This is a genomic window from Pseudomonas sp. Con_6 (genome assembly GCF_059379395.1).
Map to the genome: position 1 here is coordinate 109,591 of NZ_CM182011.1, position 20,354 is coordinate 129,944.

Sequence of the window (20,354 nt, forward strand, 5' to 3'; positions counted from 1 at the left end):
TCACGGTACGCAGTGGGTCATCCGCTCTTCGGCCAGCACCTTGCGCTCGGCGTCGTAAAGCCGGGCGTTGGGCTGGTTGGCCACGGCCCTTGCTTCCAGGCGGTAGCGCTGGCCGGCCTTGAAGCCGTCGTACTCCACCGTCAGGTAGCAGGTGCGCTCGGTCGGGTCGGTGTTGAAACCGCCGCCGGTCTGGACCTCGTAGTCGAAACGCACTACCAGTTCGTGCTTGCCGGGCGTCACCTGGAAGAAGCGGCCGTCCTGCAGGCGCTTGCCGTCGAGGGCTTCGGCCATCACCAGCTTGCCGGGGGTGATGGTGTAGAAATCGACCCAGGCCTGTTTCTGGTCGACCGGGGGCATCGGGCTGGCGCAGGCGCCCAGGGTAGTGAAAGCGAGCAACATCGCTGGCTGGCGCATCGTGGTCTCCGCAGGCAGGCGATATAAACATCAAGCATAGCGCCATTAGTGGCCATCAGGTGCGCTGGCAGCCAGCCGGCATGCCGCTGCCGACCAGTTTGCTTCGTTCGTCATACAGTTTTGCCCAGGGCCGGAAGCCGATGGTGCCGGTTTCCAGGCGATAGCGCTGGCCGGCGCTGAAGTCGGCGAACTTCAGGTTGAGCTGGCAATCGCGCCACAGCGGCTCGCTGACCGGACCGATATTGCTCGGGTCGACCGGGAACAGGTAGCGCACGGTGAGCTGGTGATTGCCGGGTGGTACCTGGAAATAGCGCTTGTCGGCCCAGGCGCGGTCATCCACTTCGACGGCATGCAGGGTCTGGTCCTGGCCGGGGGCGAGGTCGACCCAGGCCTGTGACGGGTCCGGATCGGGCAGGCCGGCACAACCGGCGAGCGCCAGCAGGGTGCTGGCAGCGAGCATCGTTCGCATGGCAAAACTCCGGGCGGGCAGGATAGTCTTGAGGCGAAAGGACTTGAGCGAGACCACCCCACGCATGATTCGAATTCTTCTTCTGCTGCGCTCAAGCTCCGGGGCACTCGACCGCGTATTCAGGGTGTTTGTTCCCGTCCTTCTGCTCGGTCTGCTGAACGGTTGCAGCAGCCTCGGCTATTACAGCCAGCTCGGCGAAGGCCAGTTGCAGTTGCTGCGGGCGCGCACGCCGGTGGAAAAGGTGATCGCCGACCCGGCTACCGACGACAAGCTGCGCAGTCATCTGCAGCAGTCACAGCGGGCCCGAGTATTCGCTAGCGAGCACCTGAAGCTGCCGGATAACCGCAGCTACCGGGTGTATGCCGATATCGGCCGGCCCTATGTAGTGTGGAACGTGTTCGCCACGCCGGAGTTTTCCCTCGATCCGCTCACCCACTGCTTCCCCATCGCGGGGTGCGTGGCCTATCGCGGCTACTACAGCCAGGGTGGCGCACGTGGCGAGGCGGCGGTGCGCAAGCTGGAGGGGATGGATGTGTATATCGGCGGGGTCGAGGCCTATTCGACCCTGGGCTGGTTCGATGATCCGATCCTCAATTCCATGGTCGGCTGGGGCGACGAGCGCCTGGCCACGGTGATCTTCCACGAACTGGCGCACCAGCGCTTCTATGTGCAGGACGACACGGCGTTCAACGAGTCCTTTGCCACGTTCGTCGAGCAGGAGGGGACCCGGCAGTGGCGGGCCTTCCGTGGCTTGTCGGTGCAGGCGGCGGATGGTGGCAAGCAGCGCGACCAGTTCATCGCGTTGGTGCTGGCGACCCGGGAACGGCTCAAGGCGTTGTATGCGCGGCCTTTGACCGCGGAGGCGATGCGGGCGGCGAAGCAGGCGGAGTTCGAGCGGATGCGCCGGGAATACCGGCAGATGCGGGATGGCGAATGGGGCGGGGCCGGGCGTTTCGATGCCTGGGTCTACTCGCCGATGAACAATGCCAAGCTGCTGCCGTTCGGGCTGTATGACCAGTGGGTGCCGGCGTTTGCGGCGTTGTTTGCCGAGGTGGGTGGGGATTGGGAGCGGTTTTATCAGCGGGTGGAAGCGTTGGGGAAGCTGCCGATGGAGCAGCGGCAGCAAGCCCTCAAGAAATTGCAGGTTTGAATTGGGACCGCAAAGCGGTCCCAAAAACCTCACGGCCGCAGGAACGCCTGATGCATCTGCGCCAGCGTCGCAAAGTGATAAGCCGGCTGCTCCGCCACCAATTCTTCATGACTGCCAAACCCGTACCCTACCGCCACCGCTTCCAGCCCGTTGCTGCGCGCCCCGATCAGGTCATGCTTGCGGTCACCGATCATCAAGGTCTGCGCCGGATCCAGCCCTTCTTCCTGCAACAGATGCCCGATCAGTTCCACCTTGTTGGTCCGCGTCCCGTCCAGCTCGCTGCCGTAGATCACCTTGAAATGCCGGTCGAACTCGAAGTGCCGGGCAATCTCCCGGGCGAACACCCAGGGCTTGGATGTGGCGATATACAACGTACGCCCCTGCCCTTGCAGCTCGGCCAGCAGCTCGCGAACCCCGTCGAACACCCGGTTCTCGTACAGCCCGGTGACCTTGAACCGCTCCCGGTAGAAATTCACCGCCTCCCAGGCCTTGGCCTCGTCGAAGCTGTAGAACTGCATGAAGGCTTGCAGCAGCGGAGGGCCGATGAAGTGTTCCAGGCGGGTCAGGTCGGGTTCGTCGATGCCCAGCTTGGCCAGGGCGTACTGGATGGAACGGGTGATGCCTTCGCGCGGGTCGGTCAGGGTGCCGTCGAGGTCGAAGAGGATGTTCTGCTGATGCATGTCAGTCTCGCAAAAAGTGGAAGTCGTCACTCGGGCCGGTCGTAGCCTTCGGCCAAGTGCTGGTCCTTCAGGCGTACGTAGTTGGCGGCGCTGTAGGGGAAGAACGCGCGCTCCTTGTCGGTCAGCGGCCGCGCCTGCTTCACCGGGCTGCCGACATAGAGGAAGCCGCTTTCCAGACGCTTGCCCGGCGGCACCAGGCTGCCGGCGCCGATGATGACTTCGTCCTCGACGATGGCGCCGTCCATGATCGTGCTGCCCATGCCCACCAGGATGCGGCTACCCAGAGTGCAGCCGTGGAGCATGACCTTGTGGCCGATGGTCACGTCGTCGCCGATCAGCAGCGGAAAGCCGTCGGGGTTGAACGGGCCGGCGTGGGTGATGTGCAGCACGCTGCCGTCCTGCACGCTGGTGCGCGCACCGATGCGGATGCGGTGCATGTCGCCACGGATCACTGTCAGAGGCCAGACCGAGCTGTCATTGCCAATCTCGACATCGCCGATGACCACCGCGCTGCGGTCGACGAAGGCGCGCTCGCCGAGGCGTGGGGTGTGCTGCTGGAAGGTGCGGATGGCCATGGATAGCGTCCCTCTCTTGGGCTAATAAGCTGCGGGCGACCGCGATTGTAATTAAGATGGGCCGGTGTTTCTTCTGCCAAGGTGTCCAACCGTGAGTGCGAACAACCCGCTTCTGCAGTCCTATGACCTGCCGCCCTTCTCGGCAATCCGCGCCGAGCATGTATTGCCGGCGATCGAACAGATCCTGGCCGACAACCGCAAAGCCATCGACGCGATCCTCAAGGACCAGGGCCACAACCCCAGCTGGGCCGGCCTGGTTCTGGCCATGGACGAGCTGAATGACCGCCTCGGCGCAGCCTGGAGCCCCGTCAGCCACCTCAACGCCGTGTGCAACAGCGCCGAACTGCGCGAGGCCTACGAGGCCTGCCTGCCGGCCCTGAGCGCCTATTCCACCGAACTGGGCCAGAACCGCGAGCTGTTCCAGGCCTACGAGGCGCTGGCCGCCAGCCCCAAGGCCGCTGGCTTTGACGTGGCGCAAAAGACCATCCTCGAACACGCCCTGCGCGACTTCCGCCTGTCGGGCATCGACCTGCCGCCTGAGCAGCAGAAGCGCTACGCCGAAGTGCAGAGCAAGCTGTCCGAGCTGGGCAGCCGCTTCTCCAACCAGCTGCTCGACGCCACCCAGGCCTGGACCAAGCACGTCACCGACGAAGCCGCCCTCGCCGGCCTGACCGACTCGGCCAAGGCGCAGATGGCGGCCGCCGCCCAGGCCAAGGGCCTCGACGGTTGGCTGATCAGCCTGGAATTCCCCAGCTACTACGCGGTGATGACCTACGCCGAAGATCGCGCCCTGCGCGAAGAGGTCTACGCCGCCTACTGCACCCGCGCCTCCGACCAGGGCCCGAATGCCGGCCAGTTCGACAACGGCCCGGTGATGCGCGAGATCCTCGACCTGCGCCAGGAACTGGCCGAACTGCTGGGCTTCGCCAACTTCGCCGAGCTGAGCCTGGCGACCAAGATGGCCGAATCCAGCGACCAGGTGCTGGGCTTCCTGCGCAACCTGGCGCAGCGCAGCAAACCCTACGCCGCCCAGGACCTGGCCCAGCTCAAGGCCTACGCTGCCGAACAGGGCTGCCCTGACCTGCAGAGCTGGGACAGTGGCTTCTACGGCGAAAAGCTGCGCGAGCAGCGCTACAGCGTGTCGCAGGAAATCCTGCGCGCCTACTTCCCGATCGACAAGGTGCTGTCCGGCCTGTTCGCCATCGTCCAGCGCCTGTACGGCATCGAGATCGCCGAGCAGAAGGGCTTCGACACCTGGCACCCGGACGTGCGCCTGTTCGAGATCAAGGAGAACGGCCAGCATGTCGGGCGCTTCTTCTTCGACCTCTACGCCCGTGCCAACAAGCGTGGCGGTGCCTGGATGGACGGTGCCCGCGACCGTCGCCGCACCGCCGATGGCGCGCTGCAGAGCCCGGTGGCTAACCTGGTGTGCAACTTCACCCCGGCCGCCCCGGGCAAGCCGGCACTGCTGACCCACGATGAAGTGACCACCCTGTTCCACGAGTTCGGCCATGGCCTGCACCACCTGCTGACTCGCATTGAGCATGCCGGTGTGTCCGGCATCAACGGCGTGGCCTGGGACGCGGTGGAACTGCCGAGCCAGTTCATGGAGAACTGGTGCTGGGAGCCGGAAGGTCTGGCGCTGATCTCCGGTCACTACGAAAGCGGCGAGCCGCTGCCGCAGGACCTGCTGGAGAAGATGCTGGCAGCGAAGAATTTCCAGTCCGGCCTGATGATGGTCCGTCAGCTGGAGTTCTCGCTGTTCGACTTCGAACTGCATGCCCGTCACGGCGACGGCCGCAGTGTGCTGGAAGTGCTCGAAGGCGTGCGCGACGAAGTCTCGGTCATGCGCCCACCAGCGTACAACCGCTTCCCCAACAGCTTCGCGCACATCTTCGCCGGCGGTTACGCGGCCGGTTACTACAGCTACAAGTGGGCTGAAGTGCTGTCTGCCGACGCCTTCTCGCGCTTCGAGGAAGAAGGCGTGCTCAATGCCGAGACCGGCCGCGCCTTCCGCGAGGCGATCCTGGCCCGCGGTGGTTCGCAGGCGCCGATGCTGCTGTTCGTCGACTTCCGCGGTCGCGAACCGTCCATCGATGCGCTGCTGCGCCACAGCGGCCTGAGCGAGGACCTGGCGGCATGAGCACGACCCCAAAACGCTTTATCGCCGGTGCCGTGTGCCCGGCCTGCAGCCAGCCGGACAAGTTGAAGATGTGGAGCGTCGATGGTGTTCCGCACCGTGAGTGCGTCAACTGCGGGTTCTCCGACACCCTTAACGAGCAGGGCCTGTCGGTACCGAAGGAGCTGGGCACGCGGGTCAACCAGGAACAGGCGAAGGCGCCGAAGGCTGCGGTGCAGACGGTGCAGTTCTTTCCCAATCCGAAGCTGAAGAAGCCGCAGGAGTGACGGTTATGCCGCCCGGTGAGCGTTGCCGGGTGGCTTGCGCCGAAGCAGCTATCCCTCCATGTTCCAAAGGCTTATGTCGCGCAATGCGATGGGAGTTTCTTCAATGTCGGCGAGGCTGAAATTGCTTCGAACGGCCTGGCGCAGGCTTTCGTCCGCGTTCTGGAATTCCAGCTGGATTCGCGTGGGCGGCTCACCTTTGCGAATGGTGTATTCAGAGGTCCATTTCTGCCATTCCTTGGTACTTTGGAAAATCAAAGGCGCAACGATGCTTCCCTGACTGGTTTGATAGGCAAGAAGGCCGGCAGACACGGTGACTTTGTCCACGGGGTTGCCCTGTTCATCAGTGGCGCGATGCCAGAACGACAGGAACAGCTTGCCTGGCGGCGAAAAAACGAACTGACTCAGGCCCACCCTCCGTGCACCGAGTGCCACGACACAGTGCTTGCCGGGGGCATAGGACACCACTTTGAAGCGGGTGGGGTCGTCCGACACCCAGCCTTGCAGGTCACCTGAAGCGAAGTTGCCGTTCACCAGCAGTTCCATCGATTTTTCAGCCATATCAGCGATTTCCCGTGTTGCAGACAGTCTGCTCTTCTAACGGATCCGCCAGAAACTGAGCTTGGTCAGGGCGAGCGGCGATTCCTCGAACTGGATACCCAAGCTGCGTCCCAGCGCTTCGCTTGCGCTGTTCTCGATATTCTGAAAACGCATCTTGATTTCGGTCGGTGGCTCGCCGGCCTCGATCACCACCTCAGTGCTGGTCTGTCCCCATGCCTGTTTGGAAACCAGCAACATTGGCGATGTAACTAGATTTCCGTGGCTGTCGGTGAATGAAACGCCCCCTCCATGCAGCGTTCTCACATCCACCGGCCGACCTTGTTCGTTCGTTGCCCGATGCATGACGGACAGTTGATAGGTTCCCGGTTCGGCCCAGAAATACTGGGTCAGTGCCTCTTTGCCAGAGGCGGGTAGCTGCACCACGCAATGCCGGTTTTGTGAATACTCCATGACGATGTGCTTGGCCGGATCGAGGACGCCCCAACCATCCAGGTTGCCCGTCTGAAAACTGCCGTTGACGACCAGTTGCTCGTTGACTGCTGTCATTTGCGTGACCTCTTCATAAGCGCCATGAGGGCGCGGGATACGTCACGAGTTTCACGCCGTTAATGGGGGGTCCACAACTGACAGAAATGTCAGGTCCCGCGGCCAGCTGGCGGGAAAATGTGGGATTCACAGGCAAAGTTGGTGCTGTATTAATAAACAGTATGTGGGTTGTCTTCATGTCGGAGGACTGCGGTACAGACGTCGCAGTTCTTTCCTGATCCGAAGCTGAAGAAGCAGCAAGCCTGACCTGCAGTGGGCTGACCGCCAGCCAGCGGTCGGCCTATTGCAGGTCAGGCTTTAGCGAGATGTCACGTTTGAGCGAATGACGTGATCACTTGATGATGCCAAGGTTCTTTAGCCGGTATTCCATGGCAATGCTGGAGACAGAAAACTTGTAGGCGATTTGCCGGATGAAGTCTTCCGTTGGCATTCCGGTCGATCCGGTGGCGGTCCGATAAGCGGAGATGATTGCATTGGCCTCCTGAATGATCAGGGACTTCGGCATCAGCAACTGTGCAGCAAAGCCGTTTGCCTCCGACTCCTTGATGTCCCAGTAGGACTCACTTCGGCTCATGGTCTTTTGATTGTCCTTGAAGCCGCTTTTTACCTTGTCCGTGTGCAGGCAGAAGTGCCCGATCTCATGCGCCAGGGTGAATCGTCTGCGCGGCAGGTAGTTGTTCTGTATCGGATTGATGGATACCACAGGCTGATCGTTTTCGAAGCAGATCTGCCCGATGACGTCATCTTTCTCCAGGTTTGCATCGTCCTTGACCATGATTTCAAGGAAGTCGGCAATCCTGTCCAGTTGAACCGGTGCGGTGACCCTTTCGCCGGTGGCGTTTTCGTAAGCTGAAATGAGGTCGGCGGCGGAGCCGTAGATTTCAGTCATTCACGTCCTCCTTCGGTGACCAACCGTTCTTTCAACTCATCGATGATCTGTATTTCATGGGCGATTTTCGCGGCTGAAAACTGCTGTGTGATCACGTAGCCAGCGATTGCCAGGAGGACCGTGATGCCAACGAAGATGATGGTCGTGAACACGATGTAGGTGTTGGCAATGGCATAGGCGTCCGACGGCGTCTGTACCGATACGCTTTGAATCCAGCCGAGGATTCAGGGTGACAATGATCCTCCAGCGAATCCACAAAGCAGTAATCCGAGAATTTTGACGATTCTCAGCAGGGTCCTTCCTTTCTTGGCTTCCATGCAGCGACCTTGATGAACAAAGAACGGTATAAGTCATTTTGCCATATTGACATGGCGCTTAGTCAGGGCAGGCCCAGTGCGACGGTCTTTGGCATGTCCGGCTTCCGGTACTGGGTTTTTATACAGTCAAGCCTTGATTCGTGCAATGGTCTCAGGGGTCACTACCCGTGTCGAAAGCGCAGAAACCTGCCGGGCAGTTCTTCCCAATCCGAAGCTGAAGAAGCCCGGCGCGTAATGCTACCGGCGTGTCTTCGAGCGCAATGCCCAGCGTCTTCGTCTCCTGAAACGCGCAGCGCGAGTGAGCATTGCCAGCTTCAGGTCCGGCTACCGCCTGGCCGGAAAGCGTGGAAGCGGATGTGAAGTCTGTTACTGTATAAATAAACAGTATCAAGGTGGCTCATGATGGTCGCTCCAACGCCAGTTCGCGGTCGCGGCACCGCCCACAACCCGCACAACCGCTTCGCCCCCAACCGCTCGGTGGTCGAGGACGATGGCTGGTACCAGGAAGTGCCGCTGACCCAGGGCACCGAGGTCCGCATCGAGACCGCGAAGACCATCATCACCCGCAACAACTCCCCGGACCTGCCCTTCGATCGTTCCATCAATCCCTATCGCGGCTGCGAGCACGGCTGCATCTACTGTTATGCGCGGCCGAGCCATGCCTACTGGGACCTGTCGCCGGGTCTCGACTTCGAGACGAAGCTGATCGCCAAGACCAACGCCGCCGCAGTGCTGGAGCAGCAACTGTCGAAGCCAGGCTATGTCTGCGCGCCGATCAACCTTGGCTCCAATACCGATCCGTACCAACCCATCGAACGCGAGCAGCAACTGACCCGACGTCTGCTGGAAGTCCTGCTGCGCTATCGCCACCCGGTGACCATCGTCACCAAGGGCTCGCTGATCCTGCGCGACCTTGACCTGCTCACCGAGCTGGCGAAGCAGAACCTGGTTTCGGTGATGATCAGTCTGACCACCCTCGACGACGAACTGAAACGCACCCTGGAACCGCGTGCGGCAGCACCGAAGGCACGCCTGCGGGCGATCCGGGTCATGCGTGGGGCGGGGATTCCGGTGGGCGTGCTGTGTTCGCCGATGATCCCGATGATCAACGACAGCGAGCTGGAACGCCTGCTCGGAGCCGCCCGCGAGGCCGGCGCCCTGAGCGCCGCGTACATGCTGCTGCGCCTGCCGCTGGAAGTGGCGCCGCTGTTCGAGCAATGGCTGCGCGACCATTACCCGCAACGCGCCGACCACGTTCTCAGCCTGATCCGGCAAAGTCGTGGCGGCGAGCTCTACGACAGCCGCTTCGGTGCGCGAATGCGCGGCGAAGGGGTTTTCGCCGATTTGCTGGCGCAGCGTTTCGACAAAGCGATCCGGCGCCATGGCCTCAACCGTCGCGGCGGCCATTCGCTGGATTGCACGGCGTTCTGCCCGCCAGGCGGGCAGCTGTCGTTGTTGTAAAAACAATAATGGCCATTGGCGATTAATGCTTTTTTGATACTATGGAAAACCCGCCAAAAACTTCTGGAACGCCCGTTCTAGAGCGTTCTCAATTCAGTTTCAGTTAAGTTTCGCCACGTAGCGTAAGAATTCAGCTGGCCAGAAATGTGATTTGTTGACTACATCTGTAATCCAAGTGACGTAAGCCTGTCTGAATCCAACCCGGTAAAATGGACTTACCTTCGAACCTGTCAAAGAGGATCAATCATGTCGAACAAGGAACCCTCTCCGACCGGCCCGGCTACTCCTGAAGCCGAGACTGCCGATGGCGCCCTGAAACATATCGTCGATGGCTTCCTGCGATTCCATCACGAGGTCTTCCCGGAACAGGAAGAGCTGTTCAAGAAGCTGGCTACCGCGCAGAAGCCGCGGGCCATGTTCATTACCTGCGCCGACTCGCGGATCGTTCCCGAACTGATTACCCAGAGCTCGCCCGGCGACCTGTTCGTCACCCGTAACGTGGGCAACGTGGTCCCACCCTACGGGCAGATGAACGGCGGTGTGTCGACGGCCATCGAGTACGCGGTGATGGCGCTGGGCGTGCACCACATCATTATCTGTGGTCACTCCGATTGCGGCGCGATGCGTGCGGTACTCAATCCGCAGTCGCTGGAGAAGATGCCGACCGTCAAGGCCTGGCTGCGTCATGCCGAAGTGGCCCGTACCGTGGTCGAGGACAACTGCCAGTGCGGTACCGAGCATGAAAACATGCAGGTCCTCACCCGCGAGAACGTCATCGCCCAGTTGCATCACCTGCGCACCCACCCGTCGGTGGCGTCGCGTCTGGCGGCTGGCCAGTTGTATATCCACGGCTGGATCTACAACATCGAAACCAGCGAAATCTCCGCCTACGACGCCGAAAGCGACGCCTTCCTGCCGCTGACCCGCGGCCAGCCGATTCCAAGCGCTACGCCCAAAGGCCGCTTCTGATTTTCTGATCACCGCTGACCGAGCGCTGCACGCCGTGTAACCACGCGCGTGTGGCCGGCAGTCGGCTGCCTTGAATACACATGAATGCCTTGCCGCAGCGTCGGCGGGTTGGCGGCTGCCCGTCGTTCGGCGCAGCACGTCGACGCCTGCGCGCAGAGTGGCCAGAGGAATGGCCTGAAAAGGAGAACAGGATGAACATGACGCAACTCAAAGCGGCCTTGCCGCGGGACCTGCTGGCTTCCGTGGTGGTCTTCCTGGTGGCGCTGCCCCTGTGCATGGGGATCGCCATCGCTTCCGGGATGCCGCCGGCCAAAGGTCTGATAACCGGGATCGTGGGTGGCCTGTTGGTGGGCTGGCTGGCCGGCTCGCCCTTGCAGGTCAGTGGTCCGGCGGCCGGTCTGGCGGTACTGGTCTTCGAGCTGGTGCGCCAGCACGGCATGGCCATGCTCGGACCAATCCTGCTGCTGGCGGGGCTGCTGCAATTGCTCGCGGGGCGCTTTCGCCTCGGTTGCTGGTTCCGGGTCACGGCGCCGGCGGTGGTCTACGGCATGCTCGCGGGTATCGGCGTGCTGATCGTGCTGTCCCAGGTGCACGTGATGTTCGACAGTTCGCCGCTGCCCTCGGGCCTGGAAAACCTGCTGGGCTTTCCCGCTGTGCTGGGTGAGGCGCTGCCGCTGGAAAACACCGGCAGTGACTGGCAGGCCGGGGCCTTGGGGCTGGGCACCATTGCGGTGATGTGGGCCTGGGAGCGCTTCAAGCCACAGCGCCTGCGCTTCGTGCCGGGCGCGCTGCTCGGGGTGAGTGCGATGACCCTGCTGAGCATCGGCCTGGCCTTGCCGGTGAACCGCGTCGAGGTACCGGACAACCTTAGCGAAGCCATCGACTGGCTACGCCCGACCGACCTGCTGGCGCTGGCCGATCCGGCATTGCTGGTGGCGGCCTTCGCCCTGGCGTTTATCGCCAGTGCGGAAACCTTGCTCTCGGCTGCGGCGGTGGATCGCATGCACAGCGGCCAGCGCTCCGATTTCGACCGCGAACTGTCGGCCCAGGGCGTCGGCAACATGGTCTGCGGTGTGCTCGGCGCATTGCCGATGACCGGGGTGATCGTGCGCAGTTCGGCCAATGTCCAGGCCGGGGCAATCTCGCGGATGTCGGCGATCTTCCATGGTGCGTGGCTGCTGGCCTTCGTGGTCTTGCTGGGCAGCGTGCTGCAGCAGATTCCGGTGGCTAGCCTGGCGGGCGTACTGGTGTTTACCGGGATCAAGCTGGTGGACCTGAAGGCTTTCCGCGGGCTGGGGCGCTATGGCCGGATGCCGATGTTTGTCTATGCGGCGACCGCTCTGGCGATTGTTTTCACCGACCTGCTGACCGGTGTGCTGCTGGGCTTTGCTCTGACCCTGGTGAAGCTGGCGTTCAAGGCGGCGCGGTTGAAGATCAACATCAGCAGCCTGCCGCGCAAGGGGCATATGGAACTGCGGCTGAGCGGTGCAGCGACCTTCCTCAAGGTGCCAGCACTGACCCAGGCGCTGGACGGCATTGCGCCGGGCACCACCCTGCATGTACCGCTGGCCAACTTGAGCTATATCGACCATGCCTGCCTCGAGTTGCTGGAGGACTGGGGCCGGGCCAATGCCGCCACTGGATCGCGACTGGTCATCGAGTCGCGGCGCCTGAAACGGCGGGTCGAAGGCAGGGTGCGCACCACGATTGGTCTGGGTACCTGAGTCGACCGCCTTGTGGGAGCGAGCTTGCTCGCGAATGGGCGCGAAGCGGCCATTCGCGACGGTTCGGCGCCCTGACAAGCTCGCTCCCACAGGGTTACTGCCAGACCGTCAGAATTGTGTAGAAACTCACAACCATCCTGACCTACTATTGAGAATCAATACCACTTGCATTATTGCCGCGCGGACCTTTCATGTCTTCCCCAGCCCAGATGCTCTACACAAGACACGCTCCTTGGCTGCGGCTGTTCCTGCGCCGCCGCCTGGGCAATGGCTGGGATGCCGCCGACCTGCTGCATGACACCTTCTTGCGCGTGTTGCGCCGCCCCGTGGAGTTCGCCTGCCAGACCGGAGAGCGCTCGTACCTGGCGACCATCGCCAAGGGCCTGTGCATCGACCATTGGCGGCATGCCCAGATCGAGCGGGCCTGGCGCGAAAGCCTGGCGACGCAGCCGGAGGCGAGCCAGCCGTCCGCCGAACACACAGCGCTGATCATCGAAACCCTGCTGGAAGTCGACGCCATGCTCCTGCGCCTCCCGGGCAATGTCCGCGAGGCGTTTCTCATGGCCCAGGTCGAGGGCGTCACCTATGCCGTGATCGCCGAGCGCCTGGAAGTCAGCGAGCGCATGGTGAAGAAGTACATGGCCCAGGCCTTTCTCCACTGCGCCGTGCTCGAAGCCGAGCTCGACGGCCTGCTGGTGGAGTGAGGCGATGCGCGCGAGTCAGGAAAAACTCAGTCATGTCAGTCTCGAGCACGCCGCCCAGTGGTATGTGCGCATGCTCGAGGAAGGCGACCAGAGCAGTGTCCGCGAGCAGTGGCAGGTCTGGTTCGACCAGCATGTCGAGCACCAGGCCGCGTGGCGCTACATGGAGCGGGTCGGTGAGCGCTTCGCGCCGTTGCGCGGTGAAGGCGAGCGTGTCGGGCGGGTGCTGCGTGAACGCGGGCCGGCGCGCCTGAGTCGACGCCAGACGGTGAAATCGCTGCTGGTGCTGGCGGTGGGGTCGATGGCCGGTTTCGGCGGCTGGCAGACTGCTTCGCGCAATGGCTGGACCGCCGACCTGCACACCGGTACCGGCGAGAACCGGGAAGTCGCGCTGGCCGATGGCAGCACGGTGTGGCTGGGCGCGCAGACTGCTCTCGATACCCGTTTCGACGAGCGCCAGCGTCTGCTCGACCTGCGTTTTGGCGAAGTGCTCTTGCAATCGAGCGTGCGCGAGCGCCGGCCATTGCTTATGGAAACCGGTGCCGGCCTGTTGCAACTGGCGGCGACACCGCTTCGCGTCGCGCTGCGCTATGCCGACGGCAATGCGCGCCTCAATGTCTATCAGGGGCAGGTGGAGCTGTTTACGCGCAGCGGTGTCCGAGCGGTTGTCGAGGCTGGACAGCGGATCGACTTCAGCGCTCTCGCTGTTTCGGGCGTGGCGCCGGCCCAGATCGCCGGCGAATCCTGGGTGCGCAACCGGCTGACGGCCGAAGCCCTGTCGCTCGCCGAGCTGATCGACACCCTGGGCCGCTATCGCCCCGGCCACCTCGGCCTGCATCCCGACATCGCCCGCCTCGCGGTAATGGGCACCTTCCCGCTCGACGATACCGACCACGCCCTGCGTTTGCTGGAGGCAGCGCTGCCGGTGCGGGTCCAACGCCTGACCGACTGGTGGGTGACGGTCGAGCCGGCCTGAAAATTTTTCAGCGTGCGGTTCCCCTTTTTCGCTGTGGTCCGGTTCATCAGCAGAACCCTCCCACTTACTGCATGAACACAACAGGGACTGCCATGTCGTCGCCCCGCTCCTGCGTGTTGGCCCTCGTGCCGATGACCTTCCTCAGCTTCGCTCCACTGGCCCTGCTGCCCGCCGCCGTCCAGGCCGCCCAGGCCAGCGCCCGGGTACAGACCTTTCACGTGCCTGCGGGCAGCTTGAGCCACGTGCTCAACGACTTCAGCAGCCAGGCCGGGATCTACCTGGCGGGCAGTGACAGCCTCGCGGCCGGCAAGCGCAGTGCCGGGCTGGACGGTCAGTACAGCGTCGAACAGGCACTGACGTTGCTGCTCGGTGGCTCTGGCCTGGTTGCCGTGCCCCAGGGTGCCGGTGGCTATGTACTGCAACCGGCGCCGGAAGGCAGTGCGGTACAACTGGACGCGACCGCGATCAATGGCCAGGGCCTGGCCAGCAGCTACGGGCAGGACGACAAGGGCTACCGCGCCACCCACTCGGCAACCGCGAGCAAGACCAGCACCGCGTTGGCCGACACGCCGCGCTCCGTCTCGGTGGTCACCCGCCAGCGCATGGAAGACCAGAAATCCCAGAGCCTGACCGAAGTACTGGGCTACGTGCCGGGTATCTTTGCACCGCCGTTCGCTGCCGGTGACGGCGGAGCTGGCGACCTGTTCTTCATCCGTGGCTTCAACGCCACCGACTATGGCTATGGCCTGCTGCGCGACGGTCTGCGGGTGCAGGGCAACCGCTACGACACCACCAGCGAGCCCTATGGTCTGGAGCGCATCGAAGTGTTCCGCGGCCCGACTTCGATCCTCTACGGCGAGAACGCCCCGGGCGGCGTGGTCAATCTGGTGAGCAAGCGCCCGACCGCGCAATCCCGCGGCGAAGTGCAACTGAGCTACGGCTCCAACGACCGGCGCCAGCTGGGCATCGACGTCTCGGGCCCGCTGAGCGACAACGGCAACGTGCTCGGCCGTCTGGTGCTGCTCGGGCGCAAGTCGGACACCCAGGTCGATCACCAGCCAGACGACCGGCTGTACATCGCGCCGTCCCTGACCCTGAACTTCGACGAGCAGACCGACCTGACCCTGCTGGCCACCTACCAGCGCGATCGCACCCTGATGGAACTGGGCTACCCGGCCGCCGGCACCCTGCTGAACAACCCCAACGGCAAGATCGGCAAGCACGCGCTGCTGGGCAACCCGGACTGGGACAAATTCGAGCGCGAGGTCTGGACCCTGGGCTATGAGTTCCATCATCAGTTCAATGATGACTGGCAATACCGGCAGAACTCGCGCTACATGCAGTCGCGCATCGATCGCCACGAGATCTGGCCGGGCAGCCTGAACAATGGTGGTTTCGGGACCAACGTCAACAACACCGCCTACGACCGATACAACAAGTCCATCGCCTACTCGCTGGACAACCAGGTCGAAGGTCACTTCACCGTCGGCGCGCTGGAGAACACCCTGCTGGTCGGCGCCAGCCTCGATCGCACCTCGTTCAATCAGGACTGGAATGCCGGCTTCGGCGGCACGGTCAACGTGTTCAACCCGGTGTACACCGGTGATCCGGTAACCTCGACGCGGGTCCAGGATGCCCTGCTGGAACAGACCATGTACGGCGTCTACAGCCAGATCCAGACGCGCCTGGACAACTGGGTGATGCTGCTCGGCGGGCGCTACGACCGGGTCAACAGCCAGTTCCGCAACCGTGCCGGTACCCTCAATGGCGTGGCCGATCTTGACTACTGGGATGGTCAGTTCACCTGGCAGACCGGCCTGATGTACCAGTTCGACAACGGGGTCTCGCCCTATGTCAGCTACTCGACCGCGTACAACCCGATCCAGCAGGTCTCGAACGCCTCCGGCCCCCTGGACCCGACGCTGAGCGAGCAGTACGAGGTGGGCGTGAAGTATGAGCCCAAGGGCTGGAACACGCTGATCAGCGCATCGGTCTACGACCTGCGCAAGAAGGACGATTCGCTGCTCGACAGCACCACCGGCAACTACCGCAACATCGGGCGCAGCCGGGCCAAGGGTGTGGAGCTGGAGCTGAACAGCGATATCACCGAGAACGTCAACGTGACGGCGGCCTACACCTACACCGACTCGCGGATCACCAAGGACGTGGCGGGTTCGCTGCTGGAAGACCATCAGGTCACCGGCGTGCCGCGCAACCAGGCGTCGTTGTGGAGCAGCTACCGCTTCCTCGACGGCCAGCTCAAGGGTCTGCGCCTGAGTGCCGGCGTACGACACTTCGACAGCACCTTCGCGTACACCAGCCCTTCGCTGTACGGCAAGCTGGATACCGGTGACGTGACGCTGGTGGATGCGGCGGTGGGTTACCAGCTGGATGCGCACTGGTCGGCCGAGGTCAACGCGCGCAACCTGTTCGACCAGGAGTATGTGGCGGGCTGCAACAACGCCGGGCGTTGCTACTGGGGTGAAGAGCGGACGGTGATGGGGACGGTCAGTTACAACTGGTAAGGTTGTTGGGCCGCTTTGCGGCCCTTTCGCAATCAGTGTGGGGATTTACCGGAACGCCGGACCGCCGCGATCGGCGGCGAAGCCGTCGTAAACGCTAAGTCCCGAGTTTTCCTGACACACCGTGAAAGCAGGTTTTATGGCCGCTTTGCGCCCAATCGTGGATGAATCTGCACCCACGCCGACCGAGGAGGCCTGCAGAGCAGGCCTCTAGGGGTCAGGCAGTCTGCTGCTGCCCCAACTCCAGGCCCACACCCAACTGCCGCGACAGGCACGGCCAGCGCTTCCACGCCGCCCCCGTCTCCGGGCTGCTCAGCTTCTCGCGATACGCCTCCACCGATTCCAGGGCGAAGCTCTCGTCGTCGAGCATGTTGTCCAGTGAGTGGTGCACCACTTCATCCAGCTGGTTGGCGAATTCCTCGCCGATCAATTGATGGGCGATCAGGTTGGCAACCGTAGTGTCCAGGGGGATCAGCGGCTGCTGGAAATGCTTGATGTACAGGTCGTTGACCTCTTCCACCAGGCGATGGGCCAGGTAGGCTTCGTCCAGCAGGCAGTCCAGGCCGACATGGCCATTCATGATCTGCGGCGGAGTAATGAAATATTCCTCGGCGATCTTCAGCACCGGTTTGATCTGCGATTCGATTCCCGCCTCGCGGGCGACCGCATTGGCCGCTTCCAGCATTTCCGGGACCTGGTCGATGTAGGCGTTGACGAAGCGGTTCAACGCCCCTTGGGCGTCCTGCTCGGGCAGCTGGATCAACGGATGAAGGTGTGGCAACTGATGGATGAGCTGTTGTTGCAGTTGGCCGGTTTCGGATTCGTGTTGTTGGGCTCGGGTGATCTGCTCGCGCAATGCGGCAATGTTCATGACAACTCCAGGGACAAGCGATGACAAACGGAAGACACTAAGTTAGCCAAGTTTTTCTGTGCGCTAATACTCATTTCTCATAACCCTTATGCGCATTTGCCTATCAGGGTTATATCGAAATGCCATCACCGTTATAAGTCAATGTCTTACAGCGATCCGGGTCGATGGATTAGCGCCCAGTGGACGATTTCAGAGAGCGCATTGCGTGGTCCAGACCCCTGTCTATACTCCGCTGTGAGTGAGTTTTGGCTGATGAGGCCCGCCTGAAGTGCAGCGGGGGGCCGTCGTCAAAGTCCGCAGTCTTGACGTCGTGCCCCCAACCGCAGGCCCCGCCTCCGGGATAACAAGAACGATAAGGGGAACCCGCAATGATGCGACATCCACATGTCTGGATGGGCCTGCTGTTGTGGCCGTTTTTCACCCCGGCGCACGCCGCCTGGACGGTGAACATGGCCCCGGGGGCGACCGTCGTCAGCAACGCCGTGTTCGATCTGCACATGACCATCTTCTGGATCTGCGTGGTGATCGGCCTCGTGGTGTTCGGCGCGATGTTCTGGTCGATGATCATCCACCGCCGTTCAACCGGGCAGCAGCCCGCGCATTTCCACGAGCACACCTGGGTCGAGATCCTGTGGACCGTGGTGCCCTTCCTGATCCTGGTGGCCATGGCCATCCCGGCGACCAAGACGCTGATCGAGATCTACGACGCCAGTGAGTCGGACGTGGATATCCAGGTCACCGGCTACCAGTGGAAATGGCACTACAAGTACCTGGGTCAGGACGTCGAGTTCTTCAGCAACCTGGCGACCCCCGCCGATCAGATCCACGGCAAGGCGCCCAAGGACGAACACTACCTGCTCGAAGTCGACCAGCCGCTGGTACTGCCGGTGGGTGCCAAGGTGCGCTTCCTGGTCACCGCTGCCGACGTCATCCATTCCTGGTGGGTCCCGGCCTTCGCGGTCAAGCGCGACGCCATCCCCGGCTTCGTCAACGAAGCCTGGACCCGCGTCGAGAAACCCGGCATCTACCGCGGCCAGTGCACCGAGCTGTGCGGCAAGGACCACGGCTTCATGCCGGTGGTGGTCGAGGTCAAGTCGAAAGAGGACTACGAGAGCTGGCTCGGCGAGCGCAAGGCCGAGGCGGCCAAGCTCAAGGAACTGACCAGCAAGGAGTGGACCCTGCAGGAACTGGTGGAGCGTGGCGACAAGGTCTATCACACCACCTGCGTGGCCTGTCACCAGGCCGAAGGCCAGGGCCTGCCGCCGATGTTCCCGGCGCTCAAGGGCTCGAAGATCGCCACCGGGCCGAAGGAAGATCACTTGAACCTGGTGTTCCACGGCAAGGCCGGCACCGCCATGGCGGCGTTCGGCAAGCAGCTCTCGGAAGTCGACCTGGCCGCCGTCGTCACCTACGAACGCAACGCCTGGGGCAACAACAAGGGCGACATGGTCACGCCGAAAGACGTGCTGGCGATCAAACAGGCGGAAAGCAAATGAGCCGGTTTTCAGGAGACAGGACATGAGCACAGTGATCGACGACCACGGTCATGCCGGGCATGACCACGCCCACGGCCCGGCCAAGGGCCTGATGCGCTGGGTGCTGACCACCAACCACAAGGACATCGGCTCGATGTACCTGTGGTTCGCCTTCTGCGCCTTCCTGCTGGGCGGCTCGTTCGCCATGGTGATCCGTGCCGAGCTGTTCCAGCCTGGCTTGCAGATCGTCGAGCCGGCGTTTTTCAACCAGATGACCACCATGCATGGCTTGGTGATGGTCTTCGGCGCGGTGATGCCGGCCTTCGTCGGCCTGGCCAACTGGATGATCCCGCTGATGATCGGCGCGCCGGACATGGCCCTGCCGCGGATGAACAACTTCAGCTTCTGGCTGCTGCCGGCGGCGTTCGGGCTGCTGGTCTCGACCCTGTTCATGCCCGGCGGCGGGCCGAACTTCGGCTGGACCTTCTACGCCCCGCTGTCCACCACCTACGCGCCACAGAGCGTGACCTTCTTCATCTTCGCCATCCACCTGATGGGCATCAGTTCGATCATGGGCGCGATCAACGTCATCGCCACCATCCTCAACCTGCGCGCCCCCGGCATGACCCTGATGAAGATGCCGCTGTTCGTCTGGACCTGGCTGATCACCGCCTTCCTGCTGATTGCGGTGATGCCGGTGCTGGCCGGCGTGGTGACCATGATGCTGATGGACATCCACTTCGGCACCAGCTTCTTCAGCGCCGCCGGCGGCGGTGACCCGGTGCTGTTCCAGCACGTGTTCTGGTTCTTCGGCCACCCCGAGGTGTACATCATGATCCTGCCCGCGTTCGGCGCGGTCAGCTCGATCATCCCGGCGTTCTCGCGCAAGCCGTTGTTCGGCTACACCTCCATGGTCTACGCCACCGGGGCAATCGCCTTCCTCTCGTTCATCGTCTGGGCCCACCACATGTTCGTGGTCGGCATTCCGGTGGTGGGCGAGCTGTTCTTCATGTACGCCACCATGCTCATCGCCGTGCCCACCGGGGTGAAGGTGTTCAACTGGGTGAGCACCATGTGGGAGGGCTCGCTGACCTTCGAGACACCGATGTTGTTCGCCATCGCCTTCGTCATCCTGTTCACCATCGGCGGTTTCTCCGGGCTGATGCTGGCCATCGCCCCGGCGGACTTCCAGTACCACGACACCTACTTCGTGGTTGCCCACTTCCACTACGTGCTGGTGCCGGGGGCGATCTTCGGCATCTTCGCCTCGGCTTATTACTGGCTGCCGAAGTGGACCGGGCACATGTACGACGAAACCCTGGGCAAGCTGCATTTCTGGCTGTCCTTCGTCGGCATGAACATGGCCTTCTTCCCCATGCACTTCGTCGGCCTGGCCGGCATGCCGCGACGGATCCCGGACTACAACCTGCAGTTCGCCGACTTCAACATGATCAGCTCCATCGGCGCCTTCATGTTCGGCACCACGCAGTTACTGTTCCTGTTCATCGTCATCAAGTGCATCCGCGGTGGCGAGCCGGCACCGGCCAAGCCATGGGATGGCGCCGATGGTCTGGAGTGGACGATTCCATCGCCGGCTCCTTACCACACCTTCCAGACGCCACCGGAAGTGAAATAAAGGAGGGTTGCGGTC

20 protein-coding genes are annotated in these 20,354 nt (G+C 62.7%); 11 read left to right on the top strand and 9 right to left on the bottom strand.

Features of this window, described 5'->3' with window-relative positions; translation table 11 throughout:
- Nucleotides 1-414: a PA0061/PA0062 family lipoprotein gene (locus AC5QPF_RS00525; RefSeq protein WP_494961548.1), complete on the bottom strand. Its 414-nt coding sequence runs from the start codon at nucleotides 412-414 to the stop codon at nucleotides 1-3.
- Between the two features lie 55 nt (nucleotides 415-469).
- A complete protein-coding gene (locus AC5QPF_RS00530; RefSeq protein ID WP_494961549.1) occupies nucleotides 470-883 on the bottom strand; it encodes a PA0061/PA0062 family lipoprotein in 414 nt (137 codons plus the stop codon).
- Nucleotides 884-965: 82 nt separating this feature from the next.
- On the opposite strand from AC5QPF_RS00530, the gene AC5QPF_RS00535 reads away from it, so the two are divergent.
- Nucleotides 966-2,033 carry an aminopeptidase gene (locus AC5QPF_RS00535; RefSeq protein ID WP_494964289.1) on the top strand — a complete coding sequence of 356 codons (1,068 nt, stop codon included), beginning with the start codon at nucleotides 966-968 and terminating at the stop codon, nucleotides 2,031-2,033.
- Nucleotides 2,034-2,062: 29 nt separating this feature from the next.
- Here the strand turns inward: AC5QPF_RS00535 and AC5QPF_RS00540 are convergent, their stop codons facing one another.
- Nucleotides 2,063-2,713, bottom strand: a complete 651-nt coding sequence (locus AC5QPF_RS00540) for an HAD hydrolase-like protein (RefSeq protein WP_494961550.1) — start codon at nucleotides 2,711-2,713, stop codon at nucleotides 2,063-2,065.
- Nucleotides 2,714-2,739: 26 nt separating this feature from the next.
- Nucleotides 2,740-3,288 carry a gamma carbonic anhydrase family protein gene (locus AC5QPF_RS00545; RefSeq protein ID WP_494961551.1) on the bottom strand — a complete coding sequence of 183 codons (549 nt, stop codon included), beginning with the start codon at nucleotides 3,286-3,288 and terminating at the stop codon, nucleotides 2,740-2,742.
- A 91-nt stretch (nucleotides 3,289-3,379) separates the two neighbouring features.
- On the opposite strand from AC5QPF_RS00545, the gene prlC reads away from it, so the two are divergent.
- Together prlC and AC5QPF_RS00555 are read left to right on the top strand one after the other, a co-directional pair.
- On the top strand, nucleotides 3,380-5,431 hold the full coding sequence (prlC, locus tag AC5QPF_RS00550) for an oligopeptidase A (RefSeq protein WP_494961552.1): 2,052 nt from the start codon (nucleotides 3,380-3,382) through the stop codon (nucleotides 5,429-5,431).
- Nucleotides 5,428-5,694, top strand: a complete 267-nt coding sequence (locus AC5QPF_RS00555) for a YheV family putative zinc ribbon protein (protein WP_494961553.1) — start codon at nucleotides 5,428-5,430, stop codon at nucleotides 5,692-5,694. The genes prlC and AC5QPF_RS00555 overlap by 4 nt, the downstream gene beginning before the upstream one ends.
- Nucleotides 5,695-5,742: 48 nt before the next feature.
- Here AC5QPF_RS00555 and AC5QPF_RS00560 read toward each other — a convergent pair whose 3' ends face one another.
- From AC5QPF_RS00560 to AC5QPF_RS00575, 4 genes are all read right to left on the bottom strand, one after another.
- Entirely contained in the window at nucleotides 5,743-6,252 is a 510-nt protein-coding gene (locus AC5QPF_RS00560; protein WP_494961554.1) for a carbohydrate binding domain-containing protein, read from the bottom strand.
- Between the two features lie 36 nt (nucleotides 6,253-6,288).
- Complete coding sequence (locus AC5QPF_RS00565; protein WP_494961555.1) at nucleotides 6,289-6,798, bottom strand: hypothetical protein; 510 nt, start codon at nucleotides 6,796-6,798, stop codon at nucleotides 6,289-6,291.
- A 331-nt stretch (nucleotides 6,799-7,129) separates the two neighbouring features.
- Nucleotides 7,130-7,687: an ImmA/IrrE family metallo-endopeptidase gene (locus tag AC5QPF_RS00570; protein ID WP_494961556.1), complete on the bottom strand. Its 558-nt coding sequence runs from the start codon at nucleotides 7,685-7,687 to the stop codon at nucleotides 7,130-7,132.
- On the bottom strand, nucleotides 7,684-7,839 hold the full coding sequence (locus AC5QPF_RS00575) for a hypothetical protein (RefSeq protein ID WP_494961557.1): 156 nt from the start codon (nucleotides 7,837-7,839) through the stop codon (nucleotides 7,684-7,686). The genes AC5QPF_RS00570 and AC5QPF_RS00575 overlap by 4 nt, the downstream gene beginning before the upstream one ends.
- 567 nt (nucleotides 7,840-8,406) lie before the next feature.
- On the opposite strand from AC5QPF_RS00575, the gene AC5QPF_RS00580 reads away from it, so the two are divergent.
- The 6 genes from AC5QPF_RS00580 to AC5QPF_RS00605 all read left to right on the top strand — a co-directional run bounded on the left by AC5QPF_RS00580 (nucleotide 8,407) and on the right by AC5QPF_RS00605 (nucleotide 16,360).
- Nucleotides 8,407-9,465 carry a PA0069 family radical SAM protein gene (locus tag AC5QPF_RS00580; RefSeq protein ID WP_494964290.1) on the top strand — a complete coding sequence of 353 codons (1,059 nt, stop codon included), beginning with the start codon at nucleotides 8,407-8,409 and terminating at the stop codon, nucleotides 9,463-9,465.
- Between the two features lie 246 nt (nucleotides 9,466-9,711).
- Nucleotides 9,712-10,434, top strand: a complete 723-nt coding sequence (locus AC5QPF_RS00585) for a carbonic anhydrase (RefSeq protein WP_494961558.1) — start codon at nucleotides 9,712-9,714, stop codon at nucleotides 10,432-10,434.
- Nucleotides 10,435-10,625: 191 nt separating this feature from the next.
- Nucleotides 10,626-12,158 (top strand): SulP family inorganic anion transporter, encoded by a 1,533-nt coding sequence (locus AC5QPF_RS00590; RefSeq protein WP_494961559.1) that lies wholly within the window; start codon nucleotides 10,626-10,628, stop codon nucleotides 12,156-12,158.
- 191 nt (nucleotides 12,159-12,349) lie between these two features.
- Nucleotides 12,350-12,862 (top strand): sigma-70 family RNA polymerase sigma factor, encoded by a 513-nt coding sequence (locus AC5QPF_RS00595; RefSeq protein ID WP_494961560.1) that lies wholly within the window; start codon nucleotides 12,350-12,352, stop codon nucleotides 12,860-12,862.
- Between the two features lie 4 nt (nucleotides 12,863-12,866).
- Nucleotides 12,867-13,835, top strand: coding sequence for a FecR domain-containing protein (locus AC5QPF_RS00600; protein ID WP_494961561.1), 969 nt, complete (start codon nucleotides 12,867-12,869; stop codon nucleotides 13,833-13,835).
- A 92-nt stretch (nucleotides 13,836-13,927) separates the two neighbouring features.
- Nucleotides 13,928-16,360, top strand: coding sequence for a TonB-dependent siderophore receptor (locus AC5QPF_RS00605; RefSeq protein ID WP_494961562.1), 2,433 nt, complete (start codon nucleotides 13,928-13,930; stop codon nucleotides 16,358-16,360).
- 214 nt (nucleotides 16,361-16,574) lie between these two features.
- Here AC5QPF_RS00605 and AC5QPF_RS00610 read toward each other — a convergent pair whose 3' ends face one another.
- The gene (locus tag AC5QPF_RS00610) at nucleotides 16,575-17,228 is read right to left on the bottom strand and encodes a hypothetical protein (protein ID WP_494961563.1); all 654 of its coding nucleotides are present in this window, start codon (nucleotides 17,226-17,228) and stop codon (nucleotides 16,575-16,577) included.
- A gap of 368 nt (nucleotides 17,229-17,596) precedes the next feature.
- Here AC5QPF_RS00610 and coxB point away from each other — a divergent pair, with 368 nt between their 5' ends.
- Complete coding sequence (coxB, locus tag AC5QPF_RS00615) at nucleotides 17,597-18,724, top strand: cytochrome c oxidase subunit II (protein WP_494961564.1); 1,128 nt, start codon at nucleotides 17,597-17,599, stop codon at nucleotides 18,722-18,724.
- 22 nt (nucleotides 18,725-18,746) lie between these two features.
- Complete coding sequence (gene ctaD / locus AC5QPF_RS00620) at nucleotides 18,747-20,339, top strand: cytochrome c oxidase subunit I (protein WP_494961565.1); 1,593 nt, start codon at nucleotides 18,747-18,749, stop codon at nucleotides 20,337-20,339.
- Nucleotides 20,340-20,354: the final 15 nt, after the last annotated feature.